Origin of the sequence: Autumnicola psychrophila (genome assembly GCF_031846645.1) — a bacterium.
In the GTDB taxonomy this organism is placed as follows: Bacteria; Bacteroidota; Bacteroidia; order Flavobacteriales; family Flavobacteriaceae; genus Autumnicola; species Autumnicola psychrophila.
On the sequence record NZ_JAVRHN010000002.1, the window covers coordinates 45,354 to 66,877 of the forward strand.

The following is a 21,524-nucleotide window of genomic DNA, read 5'->3' on the forward strand; positions in this document are numbered from 1 at the left end:
TTTGAAGAGACAAAAAATTCCATTCTATAGTAACTATTCTGTTTATAGCCAGTTTTAGAAAAGATTTGATGTTCTCTAAAAATTAATTGTTCTGGATTCGTAAAAGAAGTCTGCAAATGAGATCTACTTCTTCAAGAGTCAAATCATAGAATAAGGGCAAACATAAAACTCGTTTTGCAATATCGTCAGTCACCTCAAACGCTTTGGACGATATGTATGGAAGAGTATTGGCCAGAGAAGGGTAGAAATAACGACGCGTAAAAATTTCATGGCTATTTAAAAAATCAATACACTTTCTCATGAGATCTTCATCTTCGAAGATAAGAGGATAGTAAGCATAGTTTTTGGTTGCCATACTATTCCAAATGGATCTTCGTGCAGCAAAATGAGACAGGTTCTGATTATATCTTTCAGTTACAACTTTTCTTTTTTCGTGGATATCCTGAATGTATTTCAGATTGACTAGTCCCATTGCCGCATGAAATTCAGAATTTTTTCCATTGATTCCCAATTCGGCGAAATTTTCAGGTCCATTAAAACCAAAATTCCTGATAAAAGCTAGCTTTTTTAATAATACCGGATCTTTGGTTATTAAAAGACCTCCTTCTACAGAGTGATATAATTTGGTAGCATGTAAGCTACATATAGAAATATCTCCATAATTAAATATAGACTGATCATTTATCCTTACACCAAAAGCATGGGCGCCATCATATATTACTTTTAAGTTATGCTTACCTGCTATCTCCTGTATTTTTTCTACATCACAGGGATTACCATAAACATGCGTCGCCAGGATTGCTGAAGTCTTTTCAGTTATTGCTTCTTCAATTTTAGTAGCATCAATATTTAATGAATCCTCCTCAATATCCACAAAAACAGGTTGGCACCCTTCCCATACAATACTGCTGGTAGTGGCTACAAACGAAAATGGAGTAGTGATAATCTCACCTTTTAATTCTAAAGCCTTAATTGCCATTTGCAAGGCAATCGTCCCATTAGTTACGTATAAAAGATGTTTTAGGTTGAGGTAAGCTTTCAGTTCCATTTCCAGCTCACTCGCGAGCGGCCCCATATTGGTGAGCCATTCTCTTTTCCAGATGCCGTTAAGATATTTTTGGTATTCCTCCTGTGGAGGTAGAAAAGGTTTAGTTACAGGTATCATACGTTATATTCTGGAAAATAAGTATACAAAATCCACTCTTTGGTTTTAATTTTTTCTAAAAATTCTTCGGATAGGCTTTCCGGTCGCTTTTTATTATTGGAGCCCGGTGGGTAAATACGTTTCTCGGTTTTAAAATAATCAGCATATTCATCAAAACTGGTTGACCTTATGTAGGTTTCAAATTCGGAACTTAACTGCTCCATCTCAAAAAAATCAACATTTTTAAAGTGAGTTTTTACTATTTCCGGAAAATTGGCTTTTGTAATATTTTTATAAACGTACATAGGGTCGGTAGCATACATTCTGATAAATTGCCAGGACATGACACCAATATCTTCTCTAAAATCAGCAGAAAAGAACCTTTTTAAAACATGGTTATACTCTAAATCAAAATACTCCTCAATTGAAATGTTGGGATAGTTTGGAAACAGGCCTTTTAAATGAGTTTCCGATAGAGTTGGAAATCGCTCCCACCATCTATAATAAAAGGCAGAAATAAATTTTTTGGCAGGATCCCGTTTCACCGAAATTACAGGTAATTTCTTGTATTCTCCAGGAATGAAAGAAACTCCTGCATGTTGACCTGTTACGTCGTTGTTTGGATACTCATAATACTCGACATTAGTTAACTTTTGATAAACCGGTGCTATAAGATTAAGTTTATACCCAATTCTATTCATATACCATTTTACGGGATGCTCCTGTTTATAATTAGCTACTATTTGTTTGAAGATACCATGTACAAAAGTGCCTCCTGTCTTAGGCATGTGAATAAAAACGAAATCTCTGGTGATTATCATCGAATGTTCAAATTAAAACCTTTTGTCTTATTAAAAATAATAAGCTATTCTTTTTGTTATCTGCCTAAATTTGGGTTCAACCATTTTCTTAATTAAGAAAAACAATTCCTTATCCATTAAAAAAGCCACAGTAAAATAGGCTATAGCAAAAAGGGGCGCTACAACTAAAGCATACTTTAAAGAAGCCGTATTTGGCAGTATCACATATTCAATAATTAAAACAAGAATTAATGCTGGGGCTAACTTAGAGGCGAATGCTAATAGTTGGTCCTGAATTGAAAAATTAAATTTTATATAGGTCAACGTAATATTCATAAAAAAGAACAGATATGCGATGCCTACCAGGCTGTACAAAAAACTTTTCATTCCAAAACTAATGGCTATCAGCATGATAATAGCAGAAATAATATGTTTTCCAAATTCGTAACTCATTAAAAATCTTGACTTCCCTTTGACCATAAAGAGATTTAAATTTATATTACTAATTGGTAATACCAGCCCTGCCAGGCATAGGACCTTAAGCATAGGTGCCGCCTCCATCCATTGTTTTCCGTACAAATAATAGATCAATGTATCTGAAAACAAAAACAATATGGCCATAGAAAAAACCACAAGTAAAGATACCATTTGTATGGCCTTAAGGTAATACGACCGCAATCTAACTTCGTCGTCCTGTATCTTGGACAACACCGGAAAGAATACCTTATTGAATAAAGGTCCAAAATTCTTCAGAATCAAGCCCCTGGTATTTGCCGCCCTTTCGAAAATACCAATAGTCGCTATAGAAAAGAATTTACCGATCAAAATCGTACTAAACTTTTCTGATACGATGTTCACTATACCAATTCCTAAGATTCCCGTACTGTAATTTAAAGTTGGTTTTATACTGCTATAAGAAAAAACCCAACCTGGTCTCCATGGAGTCTTTTTCCAAAGAAACCAGACATTTATCAAACCGCTGACAATGCTCCGAAAAATAAGGCTATAAACGCCAAAACCTAAAAGAGCCAAAATAATCGTAATTATTCCTGAAGTTACATTGATACCAACATCAAGTTGAGATAAAAATCTAAAATCAATATCCCTTTTTAAAAAAACCATCGGCATCAATCCGAGTGAACTTATAAAGAATTGAACTGAACTTAGTTGTAACAGAGGTGCCAGATTCTCACTTTCAAAAATTCCTGCAATAATTGAACTGGTAAGAAATACCAGCAGCATAAGAAATACACCAATAATAACATTGAGATAGAAAAAACTGGATAATTCAGTATCGTTTACCGTTTTCTTTCTAATCAATCCGGAAGATATACCGGCATCTATAAAGACCTGGCCAATAAGATTAACCACCATAACAAGACTGGCCAGACCAAATTCCTTGGGTGTTAATAACCTGGCAAGAACTAAAGTAATCACAAAACCAATAATTTGATTAGATAATTGTCCGCCAACAGCCCAACCGAAAGCAGTGGTTGTCTTAGTTCTTAATTCATCTGACATTTTATTGTCTCTGTGCCCTCTTTAAAAGGTACTGTCCATACCCGTTCTTTTGCAGCGGTAAAGCCAGAGCTTTTAATTTTTTTTTGTTAATATATCCTTTTTCAAAAGCGATCTCTTCTATACAAGCCACTTTGAGCCCTTGTCTCTTTTCTATAGTATGGATAAAGTTGGAAGCCTCCAGCATCGATTCGTGGGTACCGGTATCCAGCCAGGCGTAGCCGCGACCCATTAATTCCACCTTTAGCTTATCTTCCTTAAGGTAAGCTTCATTTACGGAAGTAATTTCCAGCTCGCCACGTTCGCTGGGCTTTACTTGCTTCGCAATTTCCACTACAGAATTGGGATAAAAATATAAGCCCGAAACCGCATAATTGCTCTTAGGATGCTTAGGTTTTTCTTCAATACTAATGACATTTCCGTTCTTGTCAAATTCGGCAACGCCATATCTTTCTGGATCGTTGACATAATAACCAAAAACAGTTGCTTTACCTTCTGTCTCTACGTTTAATCGAGACTGTTTGAGCATTCCGGTTAGTCCCTGCCCGTAAAAAATATTATCTCCCAATACCAGGCAAACATCATCACTACCAATAAATTCTTCTCCAATGATAAAAGCCTGGGCCAGTCCATCAGGACTGGGTTGTTCTTTATATTCGAATGTCATTCCAAGCTCTGATCCATTACCAAGCAATTTTTCAAAATTTGGAAGATCTTCCGGTGTAGATATAATAAGAACTTCTCTGATTCCCGCCAACATCAAGACCGATAGCGGATAATAGATCATCGGCTTATCATAAATATTGAGAAGCTGTTTAGAAACTCCTTTAGTAATTGGATATAAACGGGTGCCGGAGCCGCCGGCGAGGATAATTCCCTTCATTTTGTTGTTGGTTTTAGGCTGTAGGCTTTTTTTGCTTATAGCTTAGAGTTTATGGCTTAAAACTTTTTGCCAGCTCGCAGCGGTCGCAATGGTTTCGCTGCGATCGCGGCGTTTTTCTTTTGCGGTCGTGGCGTGAAACGAGGCGATAGGCTATTTTTGCTTAGAGCTTACGGCTTACAGCTTTTTCCTTGCCCGCAGCGGTCGCGGCGGTTTTCCTTTGCGCCCGTGGCGTGAAATAGGCTTTAGGCGCGCTATGCTTTAGGCTTTTTAGCTTATAGCTTAGGGCTTACTGCTTAGAGCGCCGCTAAACATACTGCTTCTTGTAATAATCCTGATAGTTTCCTGAGGTCACATTCTGCAACCACTCCTTATTCTCAAGATACCAGTCGATGGTTATCGAGAGTCCTTCTTCAAAAGTTACGCTGGGTTTCCAGCCTAGTTCTTTGTTGATCTTTGTTGCATCAATTGCATACCGCAGATCGTGGCCGGGGCGATCTTTGACAAAAGTAATTAGTTTTGCGCTTTCTCCTTCTTTACGATTCAGCTTTTGATCCATTTGCTGACATAGTAAGTGCACCAGATCAATATTTTTCCATTCGTTAAATCCACCAATGTTATAGGCTTCATTTAAATTTCCTTTATGGAACACCAGGTCGATGGCCACTGCATGGTCAATAACATATAACCAGTCCCGGGTGTAATTTCCGTCCCCATATACCGGAAGGGGCTTTTTATTGATGATATTATGGATCATCAACGGAATAAGTTTTTCCGGGAAATGATTGGGTCCGTAATTATTAGAGCAATTCGTAATTACTGTTGGTAAACCGTAGGTATCTGCATAAGCTCGAACAAAATGGTCTGAAGAGGCTTTGGAAGCAGAGTAAGGAGAATGCGGATCGTAACTGGTTTCTTCAGTAAAAAATTCGGTTTCTCCTAAGGCCCCGTAAACTTCATCTGTAGAAACATGGTGAAAGCGTTTGCCTTCAAGATTGTTTTTCCAGGTTTCTTTTGCGGAGTTCAGAAGGTTAACAGTCCCTATCACATTCGTCTTAACAAATTCCAACGGAGAACTGATTGAGCGATCTACATGGGATTCTGCAGCCAGGTGAATTACGCCGTCCGGCTGTTCTGTAAAGAAAAGTTTATCTATAAAAGCTGCATCTGTAATATCCCCTTTTATAAACCTGTAGTTTGGCTTACCTTCTACATCCCGGAGGTTTTCAAGATTTCCTGCATAGGTTAAAGCATCCAGGTTGATGATCTCGTAATCGGGATACTTATTAACGAATTGCCTTACTACGTGGGAGCCTATAAACCCCGCTCCTCCGGTTATGATTATTTTCATTTGTAAAACTGATTACGGATTTAAAAAAAGGATTCCACGGATCTGTAAAATAATTATGCGGATTAAATAATGGATTTCACGGATGGATCTAAACTGAAAAACTGCAAACTGACCACTGTGGACTGTACACTGTTTTTCCACGGCTTCGCCACCCTGAGTCACATTAAATGTTCGTCAGGTTAATCGGATAAAGTTTCTTAAAAAAACGTTAAAAGGTTTTTTTGAGCGGCAAAAATAGAGCTATTTCTTACTCTCAAAAATATTTCACTGTTAAATTCCGGAAACACGGATTACACGGATAAATTGAGAATTGACATTTGCCAATTAACCTTGCAGGATCATCTTGAATTTCTTTAAACCTTCACTTCTAACTTACCTGGGCAGATTTCCTTTCTTCTTTTGTTTTCCTTACGAGTGGAGATCCAATACTGCTCACCGTAAATCCTGTTTTCGTTAACTCCCGGGTATCTAAAAGATTTCTCCCGTCAAAAACAAAAGCAGGTTTTAGCATACAATCATAGATCTTTTTCCAGTCATAGTCTTTAAATTCATCCCACTCCGTAAGCACAGCTATAGCATGAGAATCCTGACAAACTTCATAAGGATCTTTAATAACCGTTACCAGCTTCCTGTTCTCCTCTTCACTTCGGGTGCCCAGGTAATCCAGGTCGGCATAGATTTGCTCTTCGGTCACTTTAGGGTCATAAACCACCACTTCTGCCTGCTCATTCAAAAGATAATCTGCAACATAAATAGCGGCAGATTCCCGGGTATCGTTGGTGTCTTTTTTAAATGCCCATCCCAAAAAGGCTATTTTCTTTCCGGAGACTGTATTATAAAGGGTTTTTACGATATTTTCAGCAAACCTTCTTTTTTGATGGTCGTTCATAATGATCACCTGCTCCCAGTAGTCGGCTACTTCATTTAAACCAAAAGATTTTGCAATATAAACCAGGTTTAAAATATCCTTCTGGAAGCAGCTTCCTCCAAAACCTACCGAAGATTTCAGGAATTTTGGTCCAATACGGGAATCCATTCCTATGGCCCTTGCCACTTCATTTACATCTGCCCCCGTATGCTCACACAATTCACTTAAAGCATTAATACTGGAAACCCTTTGGGCCAGAAAAGCATTGGCAGTCAATTTTGAAAGTTCAGAAGACCAGACGTTGGTAGTCAGGATACTTTCCTGAGGCACCCATTTGGCATAAATGTTCACCAAAGCTTGCATTGCTGCCTTCCCTTCTTCTGTATCTATATCTCCTCCAATAAGTACACGATCGGGCGCCTGTAGATCTTCCACGGCAGTTCCTTCAGCCAGGAATTCAGGATTTGAAAGGATCTGGTATTTTACTCCGTTGCCTGTGTTATCCAGGATATCCTTTAAGGCCGCAGCGGTACGTACGGGGAGCGTGGATTTTTCAATAACGATCTTATCATCTTTTGCCACCCTGGCTATTTGCCTTGCGCACAGCTCAATCCATTTAAGATCTGCGGCCATGCCTTTACCAATTCCGTAAGTTTTGGTAGGGGTGTTAACCGATATAAAGATCATTTCGGCTTTATCTATTGCCGCATCCACATCTGTAGAGAAGAACAGGTTTCTACCTCTTGCTTCCTTTACAACCTCAGATAATCCGGGTTCGTAAATAGGGATATTCTCTACATTCTCGTCATTCCACGCAGCAATACGCTTTTCATTAATATCTACTACAGTAACGTTAATTTTGGGATTTTTTTGAGCGATAATTGCCATTGTTGGGCCGCCAACATAGCCTGCTCCTATGCAGCAGATGTTTTTGATTTTCATTTCTTGTGTTTTAGGCTTTAGAACCTAATTTATTGTGTTATGTTATCTTATTTAAAATCTTCAAATCCTGTGTACCAGGTTTCGACTCTCCTCAACCTTTGCTTTAGGCGGTAGGCTTTAGGCTTTTTCCTTGCTCGCAGCGGTCGCAGTGGTTTCGCAGCGTTCGCGGCGTGAAACAGGCGGTAGGCGGTAGACTTTTCTACTTATAGCTTAGAGCTTACGGCATTTTTAAAACGGCTTCGCCTCCCTGAGTCCCAATTTTGGTCTTCATGCGGTTCGGTAAGATGTGTTAAATTCCTGTTAAAAGGAAATTTTTACCGGCCGCGAAGATACTGTAGCAAATCACTTATTAAAAACTTCAAATGTTAAAAATGATTATGAATGTTTTAGACAGGCTTTAGGCGGTAGGCTGTAAGGTTTAGGCTTTTTTGCTTAGAGCTTAGAGCTTTTCACCAACTTGCAGCGGTCGCGGCGTTTTTTCTTTGCGTCTAGTGGCGTGAAATTAAAGAGTAGGTTTCGACTCCGCTCAACCTGACAATTTTTTGCTTTAGATTTTAGGCACTAAGCTATTGGCTTTATTCTTTTATATCCTCACCCTTAAATTGTTCCAGGCATTGCATGGGTAAGCTCCAAACAAACTAGATGCTGAAGCGAATTCACTGCTTAAAGCTTATTACCTATAGCTTTACAGCCATTTTTACATCTTCACTTCCTTATACTTTTCGCTATTCCCCAGGAACCACTGATATGTTTTCTTAATTCCTTCTTCCAAAGAAGTTGTTGCCTCCCAGCCGGCATTTTTCATTTTGCTTACATCCATTAGTTTACGCGGGGTGCCATCGGGTTTAGAGCTGTCCCAAATGATCTCTCCTGTGTGTCCTGTAATCTTCTGGATGGTTTCCGCTAGTTCTTTTATCGTAAGGTCCATTCCTGTGCCTATATTATAAAGATATTCCGGTAGTTTATTTTCCAGAGCGAAAAATACCGCATCTGCAAGATCGTCTACAAATAGAAATTCTCTCATTGGATTGCCGGAGCCCCACAGTTCGACAGGCTCACTGTGACTGGTATCCTCTTCCCTTATTTTAGCCTCATGAAATTTCCTGATCATCGCCGGCAAAACGTGCGATGTTTTTAAATCGAAATTATCATGGCTGCCGTACAGATTTGTCGGCATTAAAGAAACAAAGTCTTTCCCGAATTGTTTCCTGATAGCTTCACAGGTTTTGACTCCTGCAATTTTAGCAATAGCATACCATTGATTGGTTGGTTCCAGGCTAGCGGTTAATAAATATTCTTCTTTTAATGGTTGCGGGGCCAGTTTTGGATAGATGCAGGAACTGCCCAGAAAAATAAATTTCTCAATATTGTTCTTATGCGCCCCATCTATCAGGTTGTTCTGGATTTGCAGGTTTTCCATTAAGAACTGGTAGGGATAATCATTATTTGCCAAAATCCCTCCTACTCTCGCTGCCGCGTCGACCACTACTTCCGGCATTTCTTTGGAATAGAATTCATTTACTGCCTGCTGGTTGCGAAGGTCAAGTTCTGATGATGTTTTACCAATCAGGTTGATATAGCCTTCAGCTTCCAGTTTCCTCCAGATTGCAGAACCTACCATGCCGCGGTGGCCTGCTATATATATTTTTGTGTTTTTTTTCATTTTCATTTAATCTTTCTTTTTCCTTTCCCCTACCCTAAAGGGTGGCAAAAAGAAAGTCAACTAGATTTATTCCAAAATAACTCTACTCTTTAAAGCAAGGGCAAATGGAAATTTCAATTTCTTTTCGCTTCCTGAACTCAGAACACCTATATATAATATTTCTTTTTCCTTTCCCCTCCCTAAAGGGTGGCAAAAAGAAAGCAAACTATTTTTATTTAAAAACTTCCACTCGCTTTAAGGCTGGGGAAAATGAAATTTCAATTCTACTCCCTTTAGGAATGGGACAAAATAGAATTTCTTTAATTTCAACTCTTCAGACCTTCAATTTTGGTTTTTATTGTATTAATCACCTCCTCAATATCATTTGTGACTTCCTCATTGGTAAACCGCATTATAGTCAAATCCTGAAATTCAAGTAATTTCTCCCTTTCAGCATCTGATTTTTTTTGCTCATGATTCTGATGATAACCCCCATCCACTTCAATTACTAATCTTAATTCGTGACAGTAAAAATCTACTATAAATTTTTGGACGGGGTGTTGCCATCTGAATCTATAACCAAGCTGATTCTGTTTTAAACGTTCCCATAACAGCTTTTCATCGGCAGTCATGTTTGCTCTGAGTTGTTGTGCTCTGGCAAAATTTTCACGAGGAGCACCTTTCCACATACTTCTATCATAAGCCGGATGATCTTTTTTCACGATTTCAATGCTAATTACTTCATGATGAATTTAGTAATTTTCAGGAAAAATCTCACCCTTTAGGGCTGGGGCAATAGATTTTTTCGTTAAACCCAGAAATTTCACCCTTTAAAGCCGGGGCAGCAGATTTTTCCAATATATCATCTAAATGCTTCACCGAATTAACGCCTCATCATTGTACTATTCAAAATAATTCAGGAACGCAATTCCCTCCCTCTAGGGCCGGTGCAAAGGAATTGAGGTGTTGGTAGTCCGTTTGCAGAAGGTCTTACTCAAAGTAATTCAGAATATTATACCCACCTGATTTTAGATGCTGGTCCTTTTGCATAAGCTTTACATCGCTTCCCATCATCTCTTTTACAAGGTCCTGCAGGTCATATTCAGGAACCCAGCCAAGTTTGTTTTTTGCTTTGCTTGCGTCGCCAATTAAAAGGTCAACTTCGGTGGGACGGAAATACTTCGGATCTACAGCAAGAACTTCTTTCCCTTCTTCCAACTGGAAATCTGGATTGCTACAGGATTTTACATAAGCTTTCTCATCTACTCCAACTCCTTTAAATGCCAGTTCTATACCCACTTCAGCAAAAGCCATTCTTACAAAATCACGCACGGGAGTGGTTTTTCCTGTTGCAATTACCCAATCTTCAGCTTCTTCAGCCTGAAGGATCATCCACATCATACGTACATAATCTTTCGCATGTCCCCAATCCCGTTGAGCATCAAGGTTTCCTAAATAGAATTTATCCTGTAAGCCTAAAGCAATTCTTGCTGCTGCACGGGTAATCTTTCGGGTCACAAATGTTTCTCCACGTAAAGGAGATTCGTGGTTAAAAAGAATTCCGTTTGAAGCAAACATTCCGTAAGCTTCCCGGTAATTAACAGTAATCCAGTAAGCGTACATTTTCGCAACCGCATAAGGACTCCGCGGATAAAAAGGTGTGGTTTCAGATTGAGGCACTTCCTGAACTTTTCCGTAGAGTTCTGAAGTAGAAGCCTGGTAGATCCTTGTTTTCTTTTCCAGTCCCAGTAACCGAACAGCATCAAGAATACGTAAAGTTCCAAGACCATCTGCATTACCGGTATATTCCGGTACTTCAAAAGACACCTGTACATGACTCATGGCCGCAAGGTTATAGATCTCATCGGGCTGAATCTCCTGGATTAAGCGAATAAGATTTGTGCTATCTGTCATATCGCCATAATGAAGTATAAACCGCTGATTTTCTTCATGTGGATCCTGGTATAAATGATCCACCCTGTCTGTATTAAACTGAGAAGATCTGCGTTTTAGTCCGTGAACAATATATCCTTTCTTTAAAAGAAATTCACTTAGATAGGCTCCATCCTGCCCCGTTATTCCGGTGATTAATGCTGTTTTCATTTTTTTTGCTATAGGCTATAAGCTCTAAGCTCTAAGCCGGTTTGGAATATTATTTAACCAAGAACCAATTATTTAAAAGATTCTTTCTATTATAAATCATTTCTTTTTGGGTAGTATAGTCCAGAACATTTTTCCCGGAGTAGGTACAAATTGCCTGTCCTGCGGCTGTATCCCATTCCATTGTGGGAGCGAATCGAGGGTACTGATCTGCCTTACCTTCAGCCACCATACAAAGTTTAAGGGAGCTACCTTTAGAAATGGTCTCCACATTTCCATGTTCTTTTTCCAGAGAAGCAATATACTCTTCTGTTTCAGGAGAAAGATGTGACTTACTGGCCACGACGGTATATTGTTTATTATTTTTTTCTATTGGGAGCTTATTTGCTGAATCCAATATTTTTTCTAGGGAACTAAATTTAGTGATTTTAGAAAGCTTATAAGAACCGATTCCCTTTTCTGCGAAATATAATTCCTGTTGGGCAGGAACATAGATTACCCCTATAACAGGCACCTGGTTGTTAACCAGTGCGATATTCACGGTAAATTCTCCATTTCTTTTAATGAACTCTTTTGTACCGTCAATAGGATCTACAATCCATAACTGTTTCCAGTCTTTTCTCTCTTCATAAGGAAGATCTCTTCCTTCTTCAGAAAGCACAGGAATACTTGTCTCTTTTAAAAAATTCATAATAATCTCATGAGAAGCAAGATCTGCCTTGGTAAGCGGCGAATCGTCTCCTTTAAAATCTACTTCAAAACCTTCATTTTCGTAGATATCCATGATGCGTTTACCGGCTTCGAGGGAGGCTTGGATGGCTATTGAGAGTAGTTGGTTCATATGTATGCTGGGTACTTATAAGAGACCCCTCGACTTCGCTCGGGGTGACATTCGTTTTTAAACAATCATTCCGGCTGCGACGGTTTCGTTAGTGTTTTCATCAATAAGGATTACACTTCCCGTATTACGATTATCTCGATAGGAGTCCAACATCAATCTGTGTGTGGTTCTTATGGTTACCCTGGCGATATCGTTCATAGCCAAAATTTTATCCTCAGTATCTCTATCATAGGTATTAATATCTATTTTATACACTACATCTTTAATCATGGCCCGTTGCTCATTGGAAGTATGCATTACAGTATATTTTGTTCGTGGCTTGGCTGCATCATTATTTAACCAGCAAAGCATCACGTCAAACTCCTGTTCAGCTTCCGGTTGATTCTTCTTTTTTACGATCATATCTCCCCGGCTCACATCGATATCATCCTCCAGAGTTATAGAGATGGACATAGGTGCATAAGCTTCCTCTACTTCCTGCTCTCCGGCATTGATAGACTTGATCTTCGAAGTAAAGCCAGATGGTAACACCGCTACTTCATCTCCGGTTCTATAAATACCACTGGCAACTCTTCCTGCATATCCTCTATAATCCCGAAATTCATCATTTTGAGGTCTCAATACCGTTTGCACCGCAAACCTGGCATCTATTTTATTGATATCACTACTAATATGTAAGGTTTCCAGAGTATGTAGTAAAGTTCCTCCTCCATACCAACTTGTATGCTCAGATTTATTTACTACATTGTCCCCTAACAAAGCACTAATAGGAATGTAGTGTACATCTTTTACAAGCAATTTTGAAGAAAACTCTTCAAACTGAATGACGATTTCGTTAAAACGGTCTTCAGAGAATTCTACCAGATCCATTTTATTCACACATACGATCAAATGTGGTATGTTTAACAGAGATGCTATAAAGGAGTGTCTTTTTGTTTGCTCGATTACACCATGTCTGGCATCTATTAAGATAACGGCAGCATTTGCGGTAGAAGCTCCCGTGACCATATTTCGGGTATACTGTATGTGACCGGGAGTATCGGCAATAATAAATTTCCTCTTTGGGGTGGTAAAGTATCTGTAGGCTACATCTATTGTTATTCCCTGTTCTCTTTCATCTTTAAGGCCGTCTGTAAATAAAGCCAGGTCTACTCCTTCATATCCTTTCTTGGCACTGGTAACGCTGACTGATTCCAATTGATCTTCAAATATTGATTTTGAATCGTACAAAAGGCGTCCGATGAGGGTACTCTTCCCGTCATCTACACTCCCGGCTGTGGTGAATCTTAGTAGTTGATTATTGCTTATCTCCATTTCTTTATATGCTGTTGGCTAAAAATATCCTTGTTTTTTTCTGTCTTCCATCGCGGTTTCTGAACGTTTATCATCACTACGATCACCACGTTCGGTCTTTCTCATAGCTGAAACCTCCTCTGCAATCTTCATTAGATTGTCAGCATTGGATTCGATTCCCCCGGTGATGGTAATATCTCCAAGAGTTCTGAAACGGATTCTCTTTTTCTCTACCTGCTCTCCTTCTTCCAGTTTCAGATATTCTGAAACCGGGATCCAGGAATTACTTCTGAAAACTACTTCGCGTTCGTGAGCAAAATAAAGTGACGGGATACTGATATCCTCTCTTTTAATATAATTCCAGACATCCATCTCGGTCCAGTTACTTATGGGAAATGCTCTAAAGTGTTCACCTTCAAAATGTTTCCCATTCAGCATATTCCAAAGTTCCGGACGTTGATTTTTAGGATCCCACTCTCCAAAGTCATTTCTATGAGAAAAAAATCGCTCCTTGGCACGTGCCTTTTCTTCATCTCTTCGACCGCCTCCTATGGCACAATCGACCTTATTGGACTCAATAGCATCCAATAAAGTGGTGATTTGTAGTGCATTCCTGGTCGCGTTTTTCCCCTTTTCCTCGGCTACTCTTCCCTGATCGATAGAATCCTGAACAGAACCAACGATTAGCTTTACACCTAGTTCTTTAATAAGATTATCGCGGAATTGAATCGTCTCGGGAAAGTTATGCCCGGTATCCACGTGCATTAGTGCGAAAGGAATTTTACTCGGATAAAACGCTTTTTTAGCCAAATGCGTAACCAGAATGGAGTCTTTCCCTCCTGAAAATAGAATTACAGGATTTTCGAACTGAGCCCATACCTCCCGTAATATGTATATAGCTTCTGATTCTAATTCGTCCAGATAATTTAAGTAGTACTTACTCATTAGAATTAAGTCTTAATTTTGGTTGTATATAATTAACTATTTTATTTACAGATTCTTCCAGTCCTGTTTCTTCAGTATTTATGACTACATCAAAATCAAAAGGTTTCTCATAGGGTGCATTTATTCCTGTAAAATCTTTTATTTCTCCCGCCCTTGCTTTCTTATAGAGCCCTTTCACATCTCTCCTCTCGCATTCTTCAATTGATGTATTTACAAAGATTCCAATAAAGTTTTCCTTCCCTATAATTTTTTTTATCAATTCCCTGTCAGTTTTCAGGGGACTAATAAAGGCTGCAATAATTAGGGTGCCGGAATCGATAAAAAGTTTTGAAACTTCAGCAATCCTTCTCAAATTCTCAGTACGATCAGCTTCACTAAAACCAAGATTACTATTTAAACCGCCTCTTATATTATCACCATCCAAAGAATAGGTATGAATCCCTTTTTTGTGCAAATCTTTCTCTACCAGATTCGCCAAAGTTGATTTTCCGGAACCCGAAAGGCCGCTAAACCAAATGACCAGAGGCCGATGCCCTTTTATAGTACCTCTACAATTTTGTGTCACATTGTACTCCTGAGGAATTATGTTATTCATGAGAAATAGATTTCGAATTAAATTTTCTACCGTTTAAACCGTAATTAATTTTATACCAGGCTCTTTCATGCAAATAATAAAGCGTCATCTTTGTGATAACCTCTACCAGTCCTATTTTCAAACCGGTTAGAGCGTTTCCTGTAATAACCCATGCCAGGAACATTGTGTCTACAGTTCCAACTACCCTCCAACTAATGGATTTAAGGAAGTGGCGAAAATGGCTTTTTTTAGCTTCACCCTTTAGGTCCAGCCTAAACCATATTCTTTCGTGGCAGTAGTACAAACCCATTTTTGTTATCACCTCTGCCATTCCTATCTGGAGGGCTACCAAAGGATTTCCAGAGATAAACCAGGAAAGAAGGATAGTGTCTATGGTCCCCACGACCCTCCAGGTTATAGCCTTTGCGATATGCCTTTTATGAGGAGTATCTCCCATGCTACTGAACGAGACTCATATTATTCTTTTCAAGCTCCTGATAAAGCTCTTTGACATTTTGGGAGGCTTCTTTAGATAGTACCAGTATAGCGTCGTCTGTAGAAACCAGTATACAATTGGTAAGGCCTACAAAGCAAGTGTGTTTTGTACTACCTATCTGCATATTTCCAAACTTATCCACTGGTTGACCCTGCTCTTTAAGATAATCATAAACAGCTTCAAAACTTCCCATATCGCTCCACTCAAAATGAGACTGCACTACTTTTATCCTTTCGCTCTTTTCCATCACCGCATAATCTACACTTATGGAAGGAATATCAAGAGAAGATTCCCGTTCAAGCTCTCCGGTTGACGCCTTATTCCAGGCTGCCAGCGATTGCTTATAAACTTCCGGAGAATATTTTTGGAGCTCTTCCAGAAAAATCCCGGCCTTAAAGCAGAACATTCCGCTATTCCATAGAAAACTACCACGTTTTAAGAAGTCTTTAGCCGTATCTTCATTAGGTTTTTCGCGAAAGGACATCACTTCCTCTCCCTCAAATTCAATATAACCATAACCTGTTTCGGGACGTGTTGGCTCTATTCCAAAGGTGACTATATTATTATCCTGGGCCAGTTTTATTGCTTTTTGTACCGCATCACTATATTCTCTACCCTCTTTAATTATATGATCTGCAGGAGTAACAAGAAGAATATCTTCCGGCTGTGCTGCGAAGGCGGCAAAAGCAATAGCGGGAGCTGTATTACGCGGAGTTGCTTCAACGATATTTACGTAATCTGAAATACCTAATTTGCTTAAAGCCGCCTCAGAAAGATTGCTGTTACCCCTGTTTCCGACCACAATTAGATCATTCACAAAGGAAGCATTTCGCTGTACTGCCAATTCAAAAAGGGAATGTTGCGAAAATATTTCCAGGTATTGTTTCGGTCGCGACTGTCGCGAAAGCGGCCAAAGCCTACTCCCTACTCCTCCTGTTAGAAGAACATGAAATATAGATGACAATGTGTAATGGATTATTTGTGAATTATTAAGTGACAGCTGTTCGCCTTTGTACTTTTTGCCACCCATTATAAAAGATTTAAAATGAGTCGATTCGATACAGCTTCGCTACTGTGAATCCCATTTTTTTGAAATTCATTCGGGCTAAAAGCAAAAAAATACGATGAAAAGCATCCCTTATTTTTGCAGGTGCAAATATAGAATTTCACATACCATTAACAAATTAAGCGAAGATTAAATTTCCTTGCGATGTGTTAAAAAATAAGTTCCTTTGTAGGAAGCAGAACTTTAATGAAGCCCCAGAGCTTTAGCAGATTGCGGAATTAAAAATAATCATCACTACTCTTAATGATTTACTAATTTTAGCATGACACAATTGCTAATTCCTTAACAAATAATTAAATATTAAGTAGGAAGTTTTCATCCAAAAAATTTTATTCAATTGGACAAAGATTTCTGGAACTGGTCCAGGCAAAAGATTGAAATCTGTAGAAATTGACTTCTTATTTTAAATTCCTCAATACTGAATGAACTATTAACCTAAAAGAGCCAGTCCTAAACTTGAGGAAGTGCGGATGTGCTCCCACAGACTCAGCCAGAATGCGTCCCGCATATTAAATTTCGGAAGAAAAAAATGAAGAGGTCTCTTAGAATGGCAGTTTTCGGTCCGCATTAAAACCTTCAATTAATGCAAAGCCGAAAAAACTTTCAGATGTTCATTATTGAAGTCAGCAGAAAGTTCATCTCCAAAATTGTCAATTTTCGACCTTCATTGGAATCGTGGAATATGGTAACAATAAAAATGTCCAATTCAGCACAGCCGAAATAATTCCCGACTCCGCTCAAATGGACATTTACTTAAAAAATACTTCTCTTAATAAGGCTGAACCTGCCTTAACATTTTACTTCTCCAAAGCCTGTTTTAAATCTTCCACAAGGTCTCCTTCGTCTTCAACTCCTACGCTCAAACGGATAAGGGAATCTACAACCCCGGTTTTTGCACGTTCTTCCATTGGGATAGAGGCATGCGTCATACTCGCCGGATGCCCAGCAAGCGATTCCACCCCGCCAAGAGATTCAGCAAGGGTAAAGACCTTCAGGTTTTCGACAACTTTCACGGCACTTTTAAGGGTATTTTCAGCAGTTGTAAAAGAAATCATTCCGCCAAAACCGCTCATTTGTTTTTTCGCAATATCATGGTTCGGAGAATCCTCAAAACCGGGCCAGTACACTTTATCAACTTTAGGATGCGACTTCAGAAATCTCGCTACCGCTTCTCCGTTTTCACAATGACGCTGCATTCTTAAATGAAGGGTTTTTATTCCGCGGAGCACAAGAAAGCTATCCTGCGGACCAGCGACCCCGCCGCTCGCATTCTGAATAAAATAAAGCTTTTCTGCCAGCTCCTCCTCTTTTACCACGAGACTTCCCATTACCACATCACTATGCCCCCCAAGATATTTGGTCGCACTGTGCATTACAAGATCTGCTCCCAAATCCAAAGGTTGCTGCAGGTATGGCGTTGCGAAAGTATTATCTACTCCCAAAAGGATCTTGTGTTTTTTGGCAATTTTTGACACGGCCTGGATATCGATAATATTCATCATTGGGTTGGTAGGAGTTTCCACCCAAATAAGCTTTGTATTTTCGTTAATGTATTGTTCAATATCTTCGGCTTCCTGCATTGAAATAAAATGAAATTTAATGCCAAAGTTTTCAAATATTGTACTGAACAAACGGTAAGAACCACCGTATAAATCGTTAGTGGAAATAATTTCGTCACCGGGCTTAAAAAGCTTCATCACTGCATCTATAGCCGCAAGACCTGAAGCAAAGGCAAGTCCATATTTACCATTTTCTATACTGGCAAGAGAATTTTCCAAAGCCGCCCTTGTTGGGTTACCGCTACGGCTGTATTCAAAACCTTTATGGCCGCCGGGAGTGCTTTGCGAATACGTACTTGTCTGGTAAATTGGAGGCATTACAGAACCATAAGCAGGATCTGTATTTTCCTGTCCCCCGTGTATTGTCTTGGTATTAAATTTCATCTTACTCAAAGTTTTTATGCCATTTCGATTGTTCAGCTAAAAACAAACCGGCAATTATTAAAAATCCGTTAAGGATTTGATCCTTTCCCCCCAAATGTACTACAGATGTTGGGCAATCACAAAATTGCATGTATCTTTATCATTAACTTTAACACCCTCCTTTACACCGTGAGAAACATCCTTTTAGTCCTTATTTTTGCAGTACTTTTCACGGCTTGTGAAGAGGAAAAAGAAGCTCTTGAATTCACTAATTATTCCGTAGAAAAATCATACGAAGCATGCAATCCCGAAGAAGGAGAATGCACTTTTATCAGCATAAATTACCCTGTTGCTGAAGGTAAAAATGAGGTTGCAAAACAAATAAATCGTGCAATTACCAATCATATTATTGAAGTGGTAGATTATCGTGATGATAAAAAAATTGAGTCCATTGAAGGTCTTGCAGATCGATTTATTGAAAATTTTGAAACTACAGCGAGTGATTTTCCGGAATATCAAATTCCGTGGGAAGCTTCAGTTTTGGGTGAGATTTCATGGCGTACAGAAGATCTTATTTCCTTCAGGTTTAGTTCTGAAATATTTACCGGCGGTGCCCATGGTTACAGCAGCGTTTCCTTCTTAAATTTCAATCCTGAAACCGGAGCACCTTATTCCCACGAGGAATTATTTACTTCAGAATTTAAAGAGTTTTTTGAAGAGAAGTTCCGGGAAGATCAAAATATTCCGCAGGATGAGCCTATTAACAGCAACGGATTATTTTTTGAAGATGATACATTTGTGCTTCCGCAAAATATCGGTTTTATTGAGAATGAAGTGATTTTACATTATAACGCTTATGAGATTTCGTCTTATGCTGATGGCAATTTTGTCTACAGGCTTCCTTATGCGCAGGTTGAAGAATTTCTGAAAATAAGCCTGGAAGAAGTTCCCAGTAAATAAAGATTCTCCCGCGGGAAACTTTCGTCAGACCTTTAAATGTTTTTAATTTGTGTCAAAGTATCCGAAGCTTAAAAAATCCTAATAAAAAATAAATGAAGAAGATCCATCACCTCTCTACCTGCGATACCTGTAAACGCATCCTGAAAGAACTGGACTTGCCGTCTTCGTTTATTCTTCAGGATATCAAAACAGAAAAGATTACTGAAAAACAACTGGAAGAAATGCAGGAACTTTCAGGAAGTTATGAATCTTTATTCAGCAAAAGAGCAAGGCTTTACAAGGAAAAAGATCTTAAAAATAAGGACCTGGACGAGAATCAGTACAAAAACCTTATCCTGGAGCATTATACTTTTTTAAAACGGCCTGTCATTATTAATAATGACAAAATATTTATCGGAAATTCCAGGAAAACCGTAGAAGCCGCTAAAGCTTCGATACATGAGTAGTAGGGCTTTGGCAGTGATTGCTGCTATTCTTGCAAGTGCCATTTATGGAATTAACCATACTGTTGCCAAAGGCGTAATGCCGTTTTATATTGAACCTTTCGGCTTCATTTTTCTAAGGGTTTTTGGTGCCGCCATACTCTTCTGGAGTATAAGTTTTTTTCTGCCACGGGAGAAAATTGCCAAATCAGACTGGCCGCGAATTCTCGCCTGTGCCGTGTTTGGAATGGTGGTGAATATGCTTTTCTTCTTTAAAGGCCTAAGCCTTTCCACTCCCATAAACAGCTCGGTAATTGTCACCCTATCCCCGGTGATGGTGCTCATTTTAGCTTCAGTTTTAATACGGGAAAGAATTACATTATTAAAAACTCTGGGAATAATAATCGGGCTTGCAGGTGCACTTGTACTTATTCTTTTTAGCACCAGTAGTAAAGAAAATGCGCCAAATATTCCGTTAGGAAATATCCTGTTTATCATAAATGCCATTTCCTATGGATTGTATCTTATTATCGTAAGACCATTAACCGCAAAATACGGTGCGATCACGCTAATGAAATGGCTTTTTTTAATAGGTGTTATTATTAATTTTCCTATTACAATTGGTGAATTTACTGATGTAAACTGGACAGACCTCACTTTTGAAGCAGTCTGGAAAATGGCATTTGTGGTACTGGGAACAACCTTTGCCACTTATTTATTGAATATTTATGCCCTAAAACAGCTCTCTGCCTCTACCATAAGCGCTTTTATCTATCTGCAACCGCTAATTGCCATAGTTTATGCCATCGCAACGGGGGCAGATACGATGAACTGGACAAAAGGTATTGCTGCAACGCTTGTTTTTATCGGGGTATATATGGTAACGATCAAAAAAACCAAAGTGAGAGCTTAATTTCTTTTCTGAAGCTGCTTCGGAATATCATTTTAAGGTGATACCTCTAAAATGGCAATTTTCATCCTTCAGAAGATAAATCGGCTAAGAATTCCGGGTAGCTACAGGATTTCATTTCTTTTAATACTGAAGGTTTTAACTGAAGTTGATCCAGCGCAAGACGAAGATTTTCTGCGGAATTATTTTTAGTACTGAAAGCTTCCAGGCCTAGCGTAAAGCCGGTGAACTCCGGTGACGAAATTTCAAAGCTTGTAAATTCTACATCAAAACCTTCTTCTACATTTTCTTCTGAAGTGAATTCTACTTCCTTTTCAGCAGTGATTTTAAAGGATTTCTTGTGGCGCTTTTTGGTCATTTTCAACCAATCCCCAAGTAAACCTGGATTAACGGAATTCAGGATATTTTCTTCTTCAGCATAGCTCCATTTGCTCCAGTGCTGCAGGAGTCCGAATTCCAGCTTTTCATCTTCGGATATTTTCACTTTTAATTCGTGCTTTCCTTCCCTGATTTTTATCCCGGAACTTGGCGTATTTGAATTCAGGTAATAGTCGGTTCTTTCCTCTTCAGGATTTCCAGGTCCGAATTTTTCCAGGCTTTCAAAAATATCCCAGAGCACCTGCTTCTCCCGGGAAAACCACCTGATTTCTGAAGTTTTGAATGGCATATTTATAATTTCATTTTTAATTTCATTAACCTCCCGATTATGGTTATTAGTTGGAGCGGAGTCGAGGGGCCTTTATCATGCAAGGTTTTAAAAAAACAGGTCTCCCCGAGCGGAGTCGAGGGGTTCTTTTAAACCAGGATTATCATCAGAAAGCAGGTCTCGACTTCGCTCGACCAGACAACT

20 protein-coding genes are annotated in these 21,524 nt (G+C 39.0%); 3 read left to right on the top strand and 17 right to left on the bottom strand.

Annotation, left to right across the window (positions count from 1 at the left end):
* Positions 1–82: 82 nt before the first annotated feature.
* The 16 genes from RM541_RS02745 to RM541_RS02820 form a co-directional block, all read right to left on the bottom strand.
* Positions 83–1,165 (bottom strand): DegT/DnrJ/EryC1/StrS family aminotransferase, encoded by a 1,083-nt coding sequence (locus RM541_RS02745; protein ID WP_311498699.1) that lies wholly within the window; start codon positions 1,163–1,165, stop codon positions 83–85.
* Positions 1,162–1,965, bottom strand: a complete 804-nt coding sequence (locus RM541_RS02750) for a hypothetical protein (RefSeq protein ID WP_311498700.1) — start codon at positions 1,963–1,965, stop codon at positions 1,162–1,164. The genes RM541_RS02745 and RM541_RS02750 overlap by 4 nt, the downstream gene beginning before the upstream one ends.
* Positions 1,966–1,995: 30 nt before the next feature.
* Positions 1,996–3,465 (bottom strand): lipopolysaccharide biosynthesis protein, encoded by a 1,470-nt coding sequence (locus RM541_RS02755; protein ID WP_311498701.1) that lies wholly within the window; start codon positions 3,463–3,465, stop codon positions 1,996–1,998.
* A gap of 1 nt (position 3,466) precedes the next feature.
* The gene (gene rfbA, locus RM541_RS02760; protein WP_311498702.1) at positions 3,467–4,345 is read right to left on the bottom strand and encodes a glucose-1-phosphate thymidylyltransferase RfbA; all 879 of its coding nucleotides are present in this window, start codon (positions 4,343–4,345) and stop codon (positions 3,467–3,469) included.
* A gap of 304 nt (positions 4,346–4,649) precedes the next feature.
* A complete protein-coding gene (gene rfbB, locus RM541_RS02765) occupies positions 4,650–5,693 on the bottom strand; it encodes a dTDP-glucose 4,6-dehydratase (RefSeq protein WP_311498703.1) in 1,044 nt (347 codons plus the stop codon).
* A gap of 367 nt (positions 5,694–6,060) precedes the next feature.
* Positions 6,061–7,503 (bottom strand): nucleotide sugar dehydrogenase, encoded by a 1,443-nt coding sequence (locus RM541_RS02770; RefSeq protein ID WP_311498704.1) that lies wholly within the window; start codon positions 7,501–7,503, stop codon positions 6,061–6,063.
* 697 nt (positions 7,504–8,200) lie between these two features.
* Positions 8,201–9,166, bottom strand: coding sequence for a GDP-L-fucose synthase family protein (locus RM541_RS02775; RefSeq protein WP_311498963.1), 966 nt, complete (start codon positions 9,164–9,166; stop codon positions 8,201–8,203).
* 305 nt (positions 9,167–9,471) lie between these two features.
* On the bottom strand, positions 9,472–9,867 hold the full coding sequence (locus RM541_RS02780; protein ID WP_311498705.1) for an endonuclease domain-containing protein: 396 nt from the start codon (positions 9,865–9,867) through the stop codon (positions 9,472–9,474).
* Positions 9,868–10,135: 268 nt separating this feature from the next.
* Positions 10,136–11,248, bottom strand: a complete 1,113-nt coding sequence (gene gmd, locus RM541_RS02785; RefSeq protein ID WP_311498706.1) for a GDP-mannose 4,6-dehydratase — start codon at positions 11,246–11,248, stop codon at positions 10,136–10,138.
* A gap of 49 nt (positions 11,249–11,297) precedes the next feature.
* Entirely contained in the window at positions 11,298–12,086 is a 789-nt protein-coding gene (gene cysQ, locus RM541_RS02790; RefSeq protein WP_311498707.1) for a 3'(2'),5'-bisphosphate nucleotidase CysQ, read from the bottom strand.
* Positions 12,087–12,143: 57 nt separating this feature from the next.
* Positions 12,144–13,400 carry a sulfate adenylyltransferase subunit 1 gene (locus RM541_RS02795; protein ID WP_311498708.1) on the bottom strand — a complete coding sequence of 419 codons (1,257 nt, stop codon included), beginning with the start codon at positions 13,398–13,400 and terminating at the stop codon, positions 12,144–12,146.
* Between the two features lie 18 nt (positions 13,401–13,418).
* The gene (cysD, locus tag RM541_RS02800; protein ID WP_311498709.1) at positions 13,419–14,324 is read right to left on the bottom strand and encodes a sulfate adenylyltransferase subunit CysD; all 906 of its coding nucleotides are present in this window, start codon (positions 14,322–14,324) and stop codon (positions 13,419–13,421) included.
* Positions 14,317–14,919, bottom strand: coding sequence for an adenylyl-sulfate kinase (gene cysC, locus RM541_RS02805; protein WP_311498710.1), 603 nt, complete (start codon positions 14,917–14,919; stop codon positions 14,317–14,319). Before cysC ends, cysD begins: the two co-directional genes overlap by 8 nt.
* Positions 14,912–15,355: a DUF2061 domain-containing protein gene (locus tag RM541_RS02810; protein ID WP_311498711.1), complete on the bottom strand. Its 444-nt coding sequence runs from the start codon at positions 15,353–15,355 to the stop codon at positions 14,912–14,914. The genes cysC and RM541_RS02810 overlap by 8 nt, the downstream gene beginning before the upstream one ends.
* 1 nt (position 15,356) lies before the next feature.
* Positions 15,357–16,424: a mannose-1-phosphate guanylyltransferase gene (locus RM541_RS02815; protein ID WP_432264656.1), complete on the bottom strand. Its 1,068-nt coding sequence runs from the start codon at positions 16,422–16,424 to the stop codon at positions 15,357–15,359.
* 833 nt (positions 16,425–17,257) lie between these two features.
* A complete protein-coding gene (locus tag RM541_RS02820) occupies positions 17,258–18,403 on the bottom strand; it encodes a cystathionine gamma-synthase (RefSeq protein WP_311498712.1) in 1,146 nt (381 codons plus the stop codon).
* Positions 18,404–18,508: 105 nt separating this feature from the next.
* Here RM541_RS02820 and RM541_RS02825 point away from each other — a divergent pair, with 105 nt between their 5' ends.
* From RM541_RS02825 to RM541_RS02835, 3 genes are all read left to right on the top strand, one after another.
* Entirely contained in the window at positions 18,509–19,342 is an 834-nt protein-coding gene (locus tag RM541_RS02825; protein ID WP_311498713.1) for a DUF3298 and DUF4163 domain-containing protein, read from the top strand.
* 92 nt (positions 19,343–19,434) lie between these two features.
* On the top strand, positions 19,435–19,788 hold the full coding sequence (locus tag RM541_RS02830) for an arsenate reductase family protein (protein WP_311498714.1): 354 nt from the start codon (positions 19,435–19,437) through the stop codon (positions 19,786–19,788).
* Positions 19,781–20,677: a DMT family transporter gene (locus tag RM541_RS02835; RefSeq protein ID WP_311498715.1), complete on the top strand. Its 897-nt coding sequence runs from the start codon at positions 19,781–19,783 to the stop codon at positions 20,675–20,677. The genes RM541_RS02830 and RM541_RS02835 overlap by 8 nt, the downstream gene beginning before the upstream one ends.
* Positions 20,678–20,738: 61 nt before the next feature.
* Here the strand turns inward: RM541_RS02835 and RM541_RS02840 are convergent, their stop codons facing one another.
* Positions 20,739–21,341 carry a hypothetical protein gene (locus RM541_RS02840; RefSeq protein WP_311498716.1) on the bottom strand — a complete coding sequence of 201 codons (603 nt, stop codon included), beginning with the start codon at positions 21,339–21,341 and terminating at the stop codon, positions 20,739–20,741.
* Positions 21,342–21,524 lie beyond the last annotated feature (183 nt).